The 14,245-nt window shown below is 71.3% G+C and carries 11 protein-coding genes; all 11 read right to left on the reverse strand.

The features are described from left to right. Nucleotides 1-226: 226 nt before the first annotated feature. Complete coding sequence (locus K3769_RS05520; protein WP_267025332.1) at nt 227-2,464, reverse strand: primosomal protein N'; 2,238 nt, start codon at nt 2,462-2,464, stop codon at nt 227-229. A gap of 275 nt (nt 2,465-2,739) precedes the next feature. Then, nucleotides 2,740-3,963: a methionine adenosyltransferase gene (gene metK / locus K3769_RS05525; protein WP_267025333.1), complete on the reverse strand. Its 1,224-nt coding sequence runs from the start codon at nt 3,961-3,963 to the stop codon at nt 2,740-2,742. A 258-nt stretch (nt 3,964-4,221) separates the two neighbouring features. After that, nucleotides 4,222-5,424, reverse strand: a complete 1,203-nt coding sequence (coaBC, locus tag K3769_RS05530; protein ID WP_267025334.1) for a bifunctional phosphopantothenoylcysteine decarboxylase/phosphopantothenate--cysteine ligase CoaBC — start codon at nt 5,422-5,424, stop codon at nt 4,222-4,224. 136 nt (nt 5,425-5,560) lie between these two features. Then, complete coding sequence (rpoZ, locus tag K3769_RS05535) at nt 5,561-5,833, reverse strand: DNA-directed RNA polymerase subunit omega (RefSeq protein WP_005319902.1); 273 nt, start codon at nt 5,831-5,833, stop codon at nt 5,561-5,563. Between the two features lie 50 nt (nt 5,834-5,883). Beyond that, nucleotides 5,884-6,477, reverse strand: coding sequence for a guanylate kinase (gene gmk / locus K3769_RS05540; protein WP_267025335.1), 594 nt, complete (start codon nt 6,475-6,477; stop codon nt 5,884-5,886). 38 nt (nt 6,478-6,515) lie between these two features. After that, a complete protein-coding gene (locus K3769_RS05545) occupies nt 6,516-6,839 on the reverse strand; it encodes an integration host factor (protein ID WP_005319887.1) in 324 nt (107 codons plus the stop codon). Between the two features lie 255 nt (nt 6,840-7,094). After that, on the reverse strand, nt 7,095-7,964 hold the full coding sequence (pyrF, locus tag K3769_RS05550) for an orotidine-5'-phosphate decarboxylase (RefSeq protein ID WP_267025336.1): 870 nt from the start codon (nt 7,962-7,964) through the stop codon (nt 7,095-7,097). Further along, on the reverse strand, nt 7,961-9,076 hold the full coding sequence (locus K3769_RS05555) for a quinone-dependent dihydroorotate dehydrogenase (RefSeq protein WP_267025337.1): 1,116 nt from the start codon (nt 9,074-9,076) through the stop codon (nt 7,961-7,963). The genes pyrF and K3769_RS05555 overlap by 4 nt, the downstream gene beginning before the upstream one ends. Before the next feature lie 84 nt (nt 9,077-9,160). Further along, nucleotides 9,161-12,469 carry a carbamoyl-phosphate synthase large subunit gene (gene carB, locus K3769_RS05560; protein ID WP_267025338.1) on the reverse strand — a complete coding sequence of 1,103 codons (3,309 nt, stop codon included), beginning with the start codon at nt 12,467-12,469 and terminating at the stop codon, nt 9,161-9,163. Continuing rightward, nucleotides 12,462-13,649: a glutamine-hydrolyzing carbamoyl-phosphate synthase small subunit gene (carA, locus tag K3769_RS05565; protein WP_267025339.1), complete on the reverse strand. Its 1,188-nt coding sequence runs from the start codon at nt 13,647-13,649 to the stop codon at nt 12,462-12,464. The genes carB and carA overlap by 8 nt, the downstream gene beginning before the upstream one ends. Then, nucleotides 13,646-14,233: a PH-like domain-containing protein gene (locus K3769_RS05570; RefSeq protein WP_267031255.1), complete on the reverse strand. Its 588-nt coding sequence runs from the start codon at nt 14,231-14,233 to the stop codon at nt 13,646-13,648. The genes carA and K3769_RS05570 overlap by 4 nt, the downstream gene beginning before the upstream one ends. Nucleotides 14,234-14,245 lie beyond the last annotated feature (12 nt).

Consider the following 14,245-nt stretch of genomic DNA (forward strand, 5'->3'; position numbering starts at 1 on the left):
CTCGGAGAGCCGATGGGCCGACACATCGCCGGACCGGCGGGTCGGCAGACCAGATCGGCCGGCCGGCCGGCAGGTCAGCGGGCAGGCAGGTCAGCGGGCAGGGAAGCCGCTGAGCCGACAGATCGCCGGGTCGTCAGGTCGGCAGGTCGGCAGGTCGGCAGGTCAACGGGCCAGCGGGTCGGCGGGTCGGCGGGTCGGCGAATCGGCAGGTCAGCGGACCGGCAGGTCACCCGATATCCGGCGGATCAATCCGAATCCACACCGCATCGCCCCCGCCGCCGCCCAGGCCACCCCGGCCGCCCGGCCCTCCCGGGCCTCCCCGGCCGCCCCCACCAGCTCCGCCACCCCCACTCCCGCCGCGCGCGCTCCCCCCGCGAGCCATCCGCGCAGCCTGCGCATGCTTGAGCGCGGAGGCCAGTGCCGCTCCCTTTCCCGGGGGCACCCGGATGAGCGCCCGCTCCCACGGCTCGCCCGCAGGCGGTGCCCCGGCCCGCCGCGGCCTGCCGGGGTCCGCCGGAGGCACCGGCACCGGTCCCAGCAGCTCGGCCTCGCCGGGCAGTTCCACCGTGGCGAGGAACGCGGCGAGCGCCTCCGCCGTCCCGGACACGGACGCCATCCGCGACACCGGCGGGAACCCCAGCTCGGCCCGCTCGGCCAGCTCGCGCACCGCGTGCCCGACCGGGTCCCAGCGCACCAGCGCCTGCACGGGCCGCAGCGTCGGCTCGGCCACGACCACCACGGTCCCGCCGTCCCCCTGCCCCCGCACCAGCGCCGCCGCGTCGATCCACCGCCGCAGCGACTCCTCGCCGGCCCGCAGGTCCGGCCGACCGAGCATCGCCCAGCCGTCCAGTAGCAGCGCCGCCGCGTAGCCGCCCTCGGCCACCGGCTCCGCGCCCGGCGTGCTCACGACGAGCGCGGGCGACCCCGGCACCGTGTCCAGCACCTGTTCGCGGCCCGAGGTCCGCACGGGGACGGCCGGGAACGCGCGCCCCAGCTCCTCGGCGGTCCTTCGCGCCCCCACGACCTGGGCCCGCAGCCGGAACCCGCCGCACTCGGGGCAGTGCCACCTTTCCTCCTCCCGGCCGCACCACCCGCACCGCAGGACCCCGGCGTCCTGCCCCTCCAGCGGCCCGGCGCAGTGCAGGCACCGCGCGGGCGCCCGGCACCGCGCACAGGCCATACGGGGCACGTAACCCCGCCGCGGAACCTGTACGAGTACGGGCCCGTGCTTCAGCCCTTCGCGCACGGCCTGCCAGGCGAGGGTGGGCAGCCGCGCGGCCCGTGCCGCCTCGTCACGCGCGAGATCCTGGTCGCCGACGGTCCGTACGAGCGGAGCCGCCGCGCGCACCTGTGCCCGCTCGGCGACGAGCGGCGCCGCCCAGCCGGTCTCGACGAGCTGGGCGGCCTCGACGGTGCAGCTCCAACTCCCCAGCAGGAAGGCGCACTTGTCATGGGCGGCCCGCAGCAGCAGCACCTCGCGGGCATGCGGCTGCGGGGCGTGCGGTTCGCTGTGGCTGCCGTCCCCGTCGTCCCAGACGGCCACCAGCCCCAGATCCCGCACGGGTGCGAACATGGCGGCCCTGGTCCCCACCACGGCCCGTACGGACCCGCGCCGCACGGCCAGCCACTGCCGGTACCGCTTCTCGGGCCCGGCCTCCGCGGTGAGCACGGCGTGCCGCCCCTCCCCCAGCACCGAGGTGAGCGCCGCGTCCACCCGGCTGACCGCCCGCCCGTCGGGCACGACGACGAGCGCGCCGCGCCCCGAGGCGAGCGTCGCTGCGACGGCCCGCGCCAGTTCCTCGGCCCAGCCGGGCCCCGGCAGCGCGTTCCACACGGCCCGGGGTGCCCCGCCGCCCGCGAGCGACTCGATGAAGGCGGGCCCGCGCGGATACCTGCCCCAGGACCCCACGGCCGGCACGCCAGGCACGGGCAGCGGCTCGGGGGACGGCTTTCCTTCGGCGCGGGCGTTGCGCGGCGGGACGGCCAGTTGCAGGACGTCGGCCAGACTTCCCGCGTACCGGTCGGCGACGGCGCGGGCGAGGCCCAGCAGCTCCTCGCTCAACACGATCTCGGGTGACACGACCTGGGCGAGTGCCGCCAGGGGGCCCGAATAGTCGGACTCGGCCAGCCGCTCGACGAGGAAGCCGTCGATCAGCCCGCCGCCCTCGCGCCGCCCCTCCCGCACCCGGTGCCGTCCGGCCCCGAACCGTACGCGCACCCGCACCCCGGGCTGGGCGTCGGCGTCCAGCTCGGCGGGCACGGCGTAGTCGAAGTAGCGGTCGAGGTGCAGCACGCCCTTGTCCACGAGCACCCGCGCGACGGGCAGATGCTCGGCGACCGCGGCCCCGCGCCAGGTCCGCGGCTTGGCCCGCGGCGCCTTGCGCACGGCGTCCCGGATCAGGGCGAGCTGCTCGGGCGGCGCCCCGTCGGCCCCGCCACCCCTCTGCCCGTCGTCGCTGCTCACAGCAGCATTCCTACCAGACCGCACTGACACCGCCGCCCGCCCGGACCTGCCCGCCTGGTTCGGCCCGGCCCCTCCGGCCGCACGCTGTCGCGCGGCGCTCATCGGCCCGCCGACGACGCCCCGGACCCCCGGCCCTCTGGGGAACCCACCCCGGCGCCGCACCGTGAAAGGCCGAGGCCCGGCGCCCCATGAACGGGGGGCCGGGCCTCGGTAGGTGCGCTGGAGCGGGGGCGCTGGACCTCCGCCGTGATGCGCGAACGCGCGAGAACGGGAGGCTAGAGGCCCGCCGCCTTGCGCAGCGCGTCCACCCGGTCCGTCTTCTCCCAGGTGAACTCGGGGAGCGCGCGCCCGAAGTGGCCGTACGCGGCCGTCTTGGAGTAGATGGGCCGCAGCAGGTCGAGGTCGCGGATGATCGCGGCCGGGCGGAGGTCGAAGACCTCGGAGATGGCCGTCTCGATCTTCTCGGCGTCGACCTTGGCGGTGCCGAAGGTCTCGACGAAGAGTCCGACGGGCTCGGCCTTGCCGATCGCGTAGGCGACCTGGACCTCGCAGCGGGAGGCGAGGCCCGCCGCGACGACGTTCTTGGCGACCCACCGCATGGCGTACGCGGCGGAACGGTCGACCTTGGACGGGTCCTTGCCGGAGAACGCGCCGCCACCGTGGCGGGCCATACCGCCGTAGGTGTCGATGATGATCTTGCGGCCGGTCAGACCGGCGTCACCCATCGGGCCGCCGATCTCGAAGCGGCCGGTCGGGTTGACCAGCAGGCGGTAGCCCTCGGTCTCCAGCTTGATGCCGTCGTCCAGGAGCGCCTTCAGCTCGGGCTCCACCACGAACTCGCGGATGTCGGGCGCGAGCAGCGAGTCCAGGTCGATGTCGGAGGCGTGCTGCGAGGAGACGACGACGGTGTCCAGGCGGACCGCCTTGTCGCCGTCGTACTCGATGGTGACCTGGGTCTTGCCGTCGGGGCGCAGGTACGGGATGGTGCCGTTCTTGCGGACCTCGGAGAGGCGGCGCGCGAGCCGGTGCGCGAGGTGGATCGGGAGCGGCATGAGCTCCGGGGTCTCGTCCGTCGCGTAGCCGAACATCAGGCCCTGGTCGCCGGCGCCCTGCTTGTCGAGCTCGTCCTCTTCCGCACCCGCGCCGGAACCCGCGACCCGCTTCTCGTACGCGGTGTCCACGCCCTGCGCGATGTCCGGGGACTGGGAGCCGATCGACACGGACACGCCACAGGAGGCGCCGTCGAAGCCCTTCTTGGAGGAGTCGTAGCCGATTTCGAGGATCTTGTCGCGCACGAGCTGCGCGATCGGCGCGTAGGCCTTGGTCGTGACCTCGCCGGCCACGTGCACGAGGCCGGTCGTGATCAGCGTCTCGACGGCGACCCGGGACGACGGGTCCTCACGCAGAAGCGCATCGAGGATGGTGTCGCTGATCTGGTCAGCGATCTTGTCGGGGTGACCCTCGGTCACGGACTCCGAGGTGAACAGGCGACGGGACACAACGCTCCCTGTGGTTGCAGCGGCTGCTGGCTGATCATTGGCGGACGGCCGGGAGCTGCGCCCGGCGTCGTCCGAGAACAGTTTATCGGTCGCACTCCGTCGCGGGGTCACTGTCTCGCCTCTCGGAAGCGCTGTGACCTGCGGCACGGGCATTCTGCGACACGATTCACCGTCTCCGCCAGGTTCCCACACCCGGGTGCGCCGGTGAAAAGGGGTGGGCGGAAGTGATAAAGGGGTCTCCGGAAGTCGCCAGGCCGTTCAGCCCAGTCGGCGCGCCACGAGATCCCACACGATCTCGGCCAGTGCCTCCTTGGGCCCGTACGGCACCGGGGTCTCGCTTCCGTCTGCGCCCAGCACGACCGCCTCGTTCTCCTCGGAGCCGAAGGTCTTGCGCTCGCCGACCTCGTTGACGACGAGGAGGTCGCAGCCCTTGCGCAGGAGTTTCGCCCGGCCGTTGGCCAGTACGTCGTCGGTCTCCGCGGCGAAGCCCACGACGACCTGATCTGCGCGGGCGCGGTCCGCCGAGATCTCCGCGAGGATGTCCGGATTACGAACGAGAACGATCGGCTCCGGTTCCTGCCCGTCCTTCTTCTTGATTTTTCCCGACGCGTATGCGGCGGGCCGGAAGTCCGCCACCGCCGCCGCCATCACCACGGCGTCGGCGTCCGGGGCGGCCTTGAGCACGGCCTCGCGCAGCTGCACGGCCGTCCCGACCTGGACGACGTCCACGCCCGCCGGGTCCGGCATCGCGGTGTTGGCGGCGATCAGCGTGACCCGGGCGCCCCGGGCGGCGGCGGTGCGCGCGAGGGCGTACCCCTGCTTCCCGGAGGAGCGGTTGCCCAGGAAGCGGACGGGGTCGAGCGGCTCGCGCGTGCCGCCCGCGCTGACGAGGACGTGGCGGCCGACGAGGTCCGGTTCGGCCGCTCCCCTGGCGAGCACGCGGCGGCAGGTCTCGAAGATCTCGGTGGGGTCGGGCAGCCGGCCCTTGCCGGTGTCGACGCCGGTCAGCCGGCCCACGGCGGGTTCGATGACGACGGCGCCCCGGCGGCGCAGGGTCGCCACGTTCTCCTGGGTGGCCGGGTGTTCCCACATCTCGGTGTGCATGGCGGGCGCGAAGACGACCGGGCAGCGGGCGGTGAGCAGGGTGTTCGTCAGGAGGTCGTCGGCCAGGCCGTGCGCGGCCTTCGCCAGCAGATCGGCGGTGGCGGGAGCGACGACCACCAGGTCGGCCCCCTGGCCGATCCGCACGTGCGGGACCTCGTGCACGTCCGACCAGACCTCGGTCGACACGGGGTGTCCGGACAGCGCGGACCAGGTCGCGGCGCCGACGAAGTGCAGCGCGGACCCGGTCGGCACGACCCGCACGTCGTGTCCCGACTCGGTCAGTCGGCGCAGCAGCTCGCACGCCTTGTAGGCGGCGATGCCACCGCTGACCCCCAGCACGACCTTCGGCTTGTCCACGTCGCTCCTCGTCTCGCCCGGCACCTCGGAAAACCGACGACGCCTGACGGCTCCGTCCCGTACGCCCCATCACACACCACAGGCCCGGCAGGGGCGCTGCCGGGCCTGTGGATAAACGAGCTGAAAGCAGAAAATACTACTGAGCCGGGCCCTCGATGGCTTCCGACGTCAGCAGACCCGCGTTGATCTCCCGGAGGGCGATCGACAGCGGCTTCTCGTGGACGTGGGTGTCCACGAGGGGACCGACGTACTCGAGGAGGCCCTCGCCGAGCTGCGAGTAGTACGCGTTGATCTGGCGGGCACGCTTGGCCGCGTAGATCACCAGGCTGTACTTCGAGTCGGTAGCCTCAAGGAGCTCGTCGATCGGAGGGTTGATGATGCCCTCGGGCGCGGTGATGGAAGAGGACACGCTCTGCCTTCCGAAAGGTGGAAATCGACCTTAAAGGTGATCCTGAAAGATCAAACAACTTCCATCAAGGCTAGCAGCTCGCGCGCCACGTCCTCGACGGAGGTGTTGACCAGGGTGGTGTCGAACTCCGGCTCGGCCGCCAGCTCGGTCTTGGCGGCGTCCAGCCGGCGCTCGATCACTTCGGGCGGCTCGGTTCCCCGCCCGGTGAGCCGACGCACCAGCTCCTCCCAGGAAGGGGGAGCCAGGAACACCAGCAGGGCGGAGGCCATGGACTCGCGGACCTGCCGGGCACCCTGGAGATCGATCTCCAGGAGGACCGACTCGCCCGACTCCAGCCGTTCGAGCACGGCATCGCGGGGTGTCCCGTAGCGGTTGCCCGCGAACTCCGCCCATTCGAGAAGCTCGCCGTTGGCGATGAGCTTGTCCATCTCCTCGTCACTGACGAAGAAGTAGTGGACACCGTGCTTCTCCCCGGGGCGCGGCCTGCGGGTCGTCGCCGACACCGAGAGCCAGACCTCGGGGTGTTCCTTGCGCATATGAGCGACGACCGTGCTCTTGCCGACCCCGGAAGGGCCGGAGAGCACGGTCAGCCGCGGACCTACGTCCGGGGATACGGGGGTCGTCCCCCGGGGTGTTGCAGCCATGCGGTGATTATCCAGGTTCTCAGGGGTGCCTGAGAACGTCAGGCCGCACCGCCGCCGAACTCGCGCTCCAAGGAGGCGATCTGATTGGAGCCAAGACCTCGCACACGGCGGCTCTCGGAGATCCCGAGACGCTCCATGATCTGCTTGGCGCGGACCTTGCCCACGCCCGGCAGGGACTCCAGGAGAGCGGAGACCTTCATCTTTCCGATGACGTCGTTCTCCTGACCCTGCTTGATGACCTCGTGGAGCGAGGCGCCGGAGTGCTTGAGTCGATTCTTGACCTCGGCCCGCTCCCGGCGAGCCGCGGCGGCCTTTTCGAGCGCGGCTGCGCGCTGTTCAGGGGTAAGGGGCGGAAGAGCCACGCCTACGTCACCTCGGATGTCGAACTGTCGGATACGGACCGGTGAGGAACCTAATCGCCCCACACCTGGCGAGCAACGAACAACACTTCTGCCCGTTGACTCTGGTCGGAGACTAGCGGGCAAGTCCGCCGGAGTCAGCGAGAACAGAGGAAAAGTCCTGGTCAGCCTCTGTCGAGTCCGACATTTACGACAAAACTCCCCGGATTTGAGCATGTATTCAGACGCTGGGCGTCCGGAAGACGCGCGCCGAAGCCGCTACGCCCCCTCGACCGCCGCCCTGACCTCGTCCGCGAAGCGGTCCGACGACGCGCGTAGCGCGCCGAGGTCCGGTCCGTGCCGCAGGACACCCCGGCTGACGTTCGGCACCACCTGGCGCACCGCGGCCCCGAAGACCCGGGGAAGATCGGCCGGGGTCGCACCCTGGGCACCGATGCCGGGGGCGAGGAGCGGACCGTTGATGGCGAGGTCGTACGAGGAGAGATCGCCGAGCGTGGCCCCGACGACCGCCCCGAAGGAGCCCATCGGGGTCTGTCCCGCGTTCTCCTCGGCGAGGTGCGCCAGCATGGTCGCGCCCACGTTCCGCAGGGCCGTGTCCTCCGGGCGCACCGCGTGCTGCACCTCGGCGCCCTCCGGGTTGGAGGTCAGGGCGAGCACGAAGAGCCCCGAGCCGCTCTCCCGGGCGAGCTCGACCGCCGGCTTCAGCGACCCGTAGCCGAGGTACGGCGAGACCGTCAGCGCGTCGGAGAACAGCGGTGAGCCCTTGTCCAGGAAGGCGGAGGCGTACGCCGCCATGGTGGAGCCGATGTCGCCGCGCTTGGCGTCCATGACGACCAGCGCCCCGGCCGCACGCGCCTCAGCCACCGACTTCTCCAGGACGGCGACCCCGCGCGACCCGAAGCGCTCGAAGAACGCGCTCTGCGGCTTCAGTACGGCGACCCGGTCGGCCAGTGCCTCGACGACGGTGCGGCTGAAGCGCTCCATGCCCCCGATGTCGTCGTTCAGACCCCAGTCGGCGAGCAGGGAGGCGTGCGGGTCGATCCCCACGCACAGGGGGCCCCGCTCGTCCATGGCGCGGCGCAGACGGGCACCGAAGGACTCCGGGCCCTCACCGTTCAGCAGGCTCATACCGTGCTCCTCGTGTTCCTCACGTCGGCGCCGACCGCGTCGGCGAGGGTGGCGTACGGGCTCGTACGGAGGCGGGCGGCGAGGCCCTTGTGGATGCCGCGTCCCCACAGGGGTCCTTCGTAGACGAAGGCGCTGTAGCCCTGGACCAGCGTGGCGCCGGCCAGGATGCGCTGCCAGGCGTCCTCGGCGTTCTCGACGCCGCCGACGCCCACGAGGGTGATCCGGTCCCCCACGCGCGCGTAGAGGCGGCGCAGCACCTCCAGGGAGCGTGCCTTGAGCGGCGCCCCGGACAGGCCGCCGGTCTCCGCGACGACAGCGGCGTCGGACCGCAGGCCCAGCTCATCGCGCGCGATGGTGGTGTTCGTGGCGATGATCCCGTCCAGGCCCAGCTCGACCGCGAGGTCGGCGACGGCGTCCACGTCCTCGTCCGCGAGGTCCGGCGCGATCTTCACGAGCAGCGGCACGCGGCGCGCGGTGACGCTCCGGTCGGCGGCCTCGCGCACGGCGGTGAGCAGGGGCCGCAGCGACTCGGTCGCCTGGAGGTTGCGCAGTCCGGGCGTGTTCGGGGAGCTGACGTTGACGACGAGGTAGTCGGCGTACGGGGCCAGCCGCTCGGCGGACTTCACGTAGTCGGCGGCGGCCTCCTCCTCGGGGACGACCTTGGTCTTGCCGATGTTGACGCCCACGACGGTCCTGAAGACGGGCGTACGGCCCCTCAGGCGCTCCGCCACGGCCGCGGAGCCCTCGTTGTTAAATCCCATGCGGTTGATCAGCCCCCGGTCCCGCACGAGGCGGAACAGCCGCTTCCCGGGGTTGCCGGGCTGCGCCTCCCCGGTCACCGTGCCGATCTCGACGTGGTCGAAGCCGAGCATCGACAGGCCGTCGATCGCGACCGCGTTCTTGTCGAAGCCCGCGGCGAGCCCGAACGGGCCGTGCATCCGCAGCCCGAAGGCCTCGGTCCGCAGCTCCTCGTGGCGGGGAGCGAGCACGGCGGCGGCGAAGGTCCGCAGGACGGGGATCCGGGCGGCCAGCCGGATCCAGCGGAAGGCGAGGTGATGGACCCGCTCGGGGTCCATGCGCGTGAACACGAGCCGGAAGAAGAGCTTGTACATGGTGGGTTTCCTCGTCGAGAACCTCATGAGGACAAGAACCTCATGAAGAGGGGGACACCGTTTCCGGTGTCCCCCTGTGGGCTGCTAGTCGCGGGCCGCGGTCAGATGCTCCGCGTGTTCCTGCAGGGACCGCACGCCCACGTCCCCGTGGGTGAGCGCGTCGATGCCCTGGACGGCCGCGGCGAGCGCCTGGACGGTCGTCAGACAGGGCACGGAACGGGCCACGGCGGCCGTCCGGATGTCGTACCCGTCGAGGCGGCCCCCGGTGCCGTACGGCGTGTTGACGATGAGGTCGACGCCGCCCTCGTGGATCAGCTGGACGATCGTCTTCTCGCCGTTCGGGCCCTCGCCCTCGGACTGCTTGCGCACGACGGTGGCGTTGATGCCGTTGCGCCGCAGGACCTCGGCCGTACCGGAGGTGGCGAACAGCTCGAAGCCGTGGGCGACGAGTTCACGCGCCGGGAAGATCATCGAGCGCTTGTCGCGGTTGGCGACGGAGATGAAGGCGCGTCCCTTGGTCGGCAGCGGACCGTAGGCGCCCGCCTGGGACTTCGCGTACGCCGTGCCGAACACCGAGTCGATGCCCATGACCTCGCCGGTGGAGCGCATCTCCGGGCCGAGGATGGTGTCAACGCCGCGGCCGTGGATGTCGCGGAAGCGCGACCACGGCATGACGGCCTCCTTGACGGAGATCGGCGCGTCCAGCGGCAGCTCGCCGCCGTCGCCGACGGCCGGCAGCAGCCCCTCGGCGCGCAGTTCGGCGACGGTCGCGCCCAGTGAGATCCGGGCGGCGGCCTTGGCCAGCGGCACCGCGGTCGCCTTCGAGGTGAAGGGGACCGTGCGCGAGGCACGCGGGTTGGCTTCGAGGACGTACAGGATGTCCCCGGCCAGCGCGAACTGGATGTTGATCAGTCCGCGGACGCCGACGCCCCTGGCGATGGCCTCGGTCGAGGCGCGCAGCCGCTTGATATCGAAGCCGCCGAGCGTGATCGGAGGCAGGGCGCACGCCGAGTCGCCGGAGTGGATGCCGGCCTCCTCGATGTGCTCCATGACGCCGCCGAGGTACAGCTCGTGGCCGTCGTACAGCGCGTCCACGTCGATCTCGATCGCGTCGTCCAGGAAGCGGTCGACCAGGACCGGCCGGGAGGGGCTGATCTCGGTGGACTCCTCGATGTACGAGGCCAGCCGCGTCTCGTCGTACACGATCTCCATGCCGCGTCCGCCGAGGACGTACGACGGCCGGACGAGGACGGGGTAGCCGATCTCGTCCGCGATGGCCTTGGCGCCGGCGAAGGTGGTGGCGGTGCCATGCTTGGGTGCGGGCAGTCCGGCCTCCGCGAGCACCCGGCCGAAGGCGCCGCGGTCCTCGGCGGCGTGGATGGCCTCGGGCGGGGTGCCGACGACCGGGACGCCGTTGTCCTTGAGCGCCTGCGACAGACCGAGCGGGGTCTGGCCGCCGAGCTGGACGATCACACCCGCGACCGGTCCGGCCAGCGTCTCGGCGTGGACGATCTCCAGTACGTCCTCCAGGGTGAGCGGCTCGAAGTACAGCCGGTCGGAGGTGTCGTAGTCCGTGGAGACGGTCTCGGGGTTGCAGTTGACCATCACGGTCTCGTAGCCGGCGTCGCTCAGCGCGAAGGAGGCGTGGACGCAGGAGTAGTCGAACTCGATGCCCTGCCCGATGCGGTTCGGACCGGAGCCGAGGATGATCACCGCGGGCTTCTCGCGCGGGGCGACCTCGCTCTCCTCGTCGTACGAGGAGTAGAAGTACGGCGTCTTCGCGGCGAACTCGGCGGCGCAGGTGTCGACCGTCTTGTAGACAGGGCGCACGCCGAGCGCGTGCCGCACCTCGCGCACCACGTCCTCGCGCAGCCCGCGGATCTCGCCGATCTGGACGTCGGAGAAGCCGTGCCGCTTGGCCTCGGCGAGCAGCGAGGGCTCCAACTTGTCGGCCGCGGCCAGCTCGTCCGCGATCTCCTTGATGAGGAACAGCTGGTCCACGAACCAGGGGTCGATCCTGGTCGCCTCGAAGACCTCCTCGGGCGTGGCGCCCGCCCGGATGGCCTGCATGACGGAGTTGATGCGCCCGTCGGTGGGCCGCACGGCCTCGGCCAGCAGTTCGGCCTTGTCGCCGGGTTCGCCGACGAAGGTGAACTGGCTGCCCTTCTTCTCCAGCGACCGCAGGGCCTTCTGCAGCGCCTCGGTGAAGTTGCGGCCGATCGCCATGGCCTCGCCGACCGACTTCATGGTCGTGGTCAGCGTGGAGTCGGCGGACGGGAACTTCTCGAAGGCGAACCGCGGGGCCTTGACGACCACGTAGTCGAGGGTCGGCTCGAAGGACGCCGGGGTCTTCTCGGTGATGTCGTTCGGGATCTCGTCGAGCGTGTAGCCGACGGCCAGCTTGGCGGCGATCTTGGCGATCGGGAAGCCGGTGGCCTTCGACGCCAGGGCCGAGGAGCGCGAGACGCGCGGGTTCATCTCGATGACGATGATGCGGCCGTCTTCGGGGTTGACCGCGAACTGGATGTTGCAGCCGCCGGTGTCGACGCCGACCTCGCGGATGATCGCGATGCCGATGTCGCGCAGGCGCTGGTACTCGCGGTCGGTCAGCGTCATCGAGGGCGCGACGGTGATCGAGTCACCGGTGTGGACGCCCATCGGGTCGAAGTTCTCGATGGAGCAGACGACCACGACGTTGTCGTTCTTGTCGCGCATCAGCTCCAGCTCGTACTCCTTCCAGCCGAGGATGGACTCCTCCAGGAGCACCTCGGTGGTCGGGGAGAGCATGAGGCCCTGTCCGGCGATGCGGCGCAGCTCCTCCTCGTCGTGGGCGAAGCCGGAGCCGGCGCCGCCCATGGTGAAGGAGGGGCGCACGACGACGGGGTAGCCGCCGAGGGTGTCGACACCGCCCAGGACGTCGTCCATGGAGTGGCAGATGACCGAGCGGGCGGACTCGCCGTGGCCGATCTTCGCGCGGACGGCCTCGACGACGCCCTTGAAGAGGTCGCGGTCCTCGCCCTTGTTGATGGCCTCGACGTTGGCGCCGATCAGTTCGACGCCGTACTTCTCCAGCACACCCTGCTCGTGCATGGAGATCGCGGTGTTGAGGGCGGTCTGGCCGCCGAGTGTCGGCAGGAGCGTGTCGGGCCGCTCCTTGGCGATGATCTTCTCGACGAACTCCGGGGTGATCGGCTCGACGTACGTGGCGTCGGCGATCTCCGGGTCGGTCATGATCGTCGCGGGGTTGGAGTTGACCAGGATCACCCGCAGGCCCTCGGCCTTGAGGACGCGGCAGGCCTGGGTGCCGGAGTAGTCGAACTCGGCGGCCTGGCCGATGACGATCGGGCCGGAGCCGATGACCAGGACGGACTGGATATCGGAGCGCTTAGGCACGCTGGCCCTCCATCTGGGCTGTGTTCGTCGAAGCTGTGTTCATCAAAGACGTGAAGCGGTCGAACAGGTAGGCGGCGTCGTGCGGACCCGCGGCGGCCTCGGGGTGGTACTGCACGCTGAACGCGGGCTGGTCGAGCAGCTGGAGCCCCTCGACGACCTGGTCGTTCAGGCAGACGTGGCTGACCTCGGCCCGCCCGTAGGGGGTCTCGGAGACCTGGTCGAGCGGCGCGTCGACGGCGAAGCCGTGGTTGTGCGCGGTGACCTCGACCTTGCCGGTCGTCCGGTCCTGCACGGGCTGGTTGATGCCCCGGTGCCCGTACTTCAGCTTGTACGTGCCGAAGCCGAGGGCGCGGCCGAGGATCTGGTTGCCGAAGCAGATGCCGAACAACGGCGTTCTGCGCTCCAGTACCGCCCGCATCAGGGCGACCGGGTGCTCGGCCTGCTCCGGGTCGCCGGGGCCGTTCGAGAAGAACACGCCGTCGGGGGCGACCGCGTAGATCTCCTCGACGGTCGCGGTGGCGGGCAGCACGTGCACCTCGATGCCGCGCTCGGCCATCCGGTGCGGGGTCATGCCCTTGATGCCGAGGTCCACGGCGGCGACGGTGAACTTCTTCTCCCCGACGGCCGGGACGACGTACGCCTCCTGGGTGGCCACCTCCTCGTAGAGGCTGGCGCCCTTCATCTCGGGGGCCTGGCGCACCTCGGTCAGCATGGTGTCCTCGTCCGGCAGGGCGCTGCCGGAGAAGATGCCGACGCGCATGGCGCCGCGCTCGCGCAGATGGCGGGTGAGTGCGCGGGTGTCGACACCGCTGATGCCCACGACGCCCTGTGCGGCGAGCTCCACGTCCAGCGAGCGCGTGGAGCGCCAGTTGGAGGGCACGCGCGCGGGGTCGCGTACGACGTAGCCGGAGACCCAGATCTTCCGGGACTCCATGTCCTCGTCGTTGATGCCGGTGTTGCCGATGTGCGGGGAGGTCATCACGACGACCTGGCGGTGGTACGACGGGTCGGTGAGGGTCTCCTGGTAGCCGGTCATGCCGGTGGAGAACACCGCTTCGCCGAAGGTCACCCCCACGGCCCCGTAGGCACGGCCGCGGAAGATCCGGCCGTCCTCCAGAACGAGTACGGCGGGAGCCGCCTGCTGCCGCTGCGAGGCGGTTCCCTGGTCGGAGGTGGTCATCGTGCGCCTTCCGTGTCGTTGCTCTGGTCGATCATGTGGTTCAGGGTGTCGACCCATTCGTTGTGCTCCGCCGCGTGGTCGGAGCGGAACCCGGAGTCGATCAGCTTGTCGCCGTGTTCCCAGGTGACGACGAGCAGGCCGCCCTCGGAGAGGACCTTGCCCGCGATGCCCTTGTCGAGCCGGGCCTCGCGCAGTCGCCCGCGGGGGACGAAGAAGTCGGCCGCCCCGGGGCGTACGACGTCCAGGCCCGCGTCCGTCAGGGTCAGCTCGGCCCTGCTGCGGGTTCCCAGGCCGTGCGCCACGATGCGGTCGAGCCACTGCCCGGCCGTCGTCGAGCCGTGGTAGCGGCCGGTCATGGTCAGTCTGGCCGCACCGGGCTCACCCGGCGCGTCGGGCAGCTCGGGCAGGTCGCCCTGGAGGGTGCCGCGCCATTTCCAGCCCTCGCGCATCAGCCAGTAGACGAGCGCGATGAACAGGGCGAGGCCCACGAGCCAGCCGATGCGGGCGGCCCAGTCGGTGACCTCGGCGGACTTCTGTTCCGCCGCGAGGCCCGTACCGAGGCGCGTGCCGAGGCCTGTCCCCAGGTCCGTGGCGAT

This window comes from Streptomyces ortus, assembly GCF_026341275.1.
In the GTDB taxonomy this organism is placed as follows: Bacteria; Actinomycetota; Actinomycetes; order Streptomycetales; family Streptomycetaceae; genus Streptomyces; species Streptomyces ortus.

Excerpts from the sequence above, each read along its gene's own strand:
- carA (WP_267025339.1), bottom strand. The coding sequence starts at position 13,649 with ATGACCACCTCCGACCAGGGAACCGCCTCGCAGCGGCAGCAGGCGGCT.
- gmk (WP_267025335.1), bottom strand. The coding sequence starts at position 6,477 with ATGGCTGCAACACCCCGGGGGACGACCCCCGTATCCCCGGACGTAGGT.
- pyrF (WP_267025336.1), bottom strand. The coding sequence starts at position 7,964 with ATGAGCCTGCTGAACGGTGAGGGCCCGGAGTCCTTCGGTGCCCGTCTG.
- K3769_RS05555 (WP_267025337.1), bottom strand. The coding sequence starts at position 9,076 with ATGTACAAGCTCTTCTTCCGGCTCGTGTTCACGCGCATGGACCCCGAG.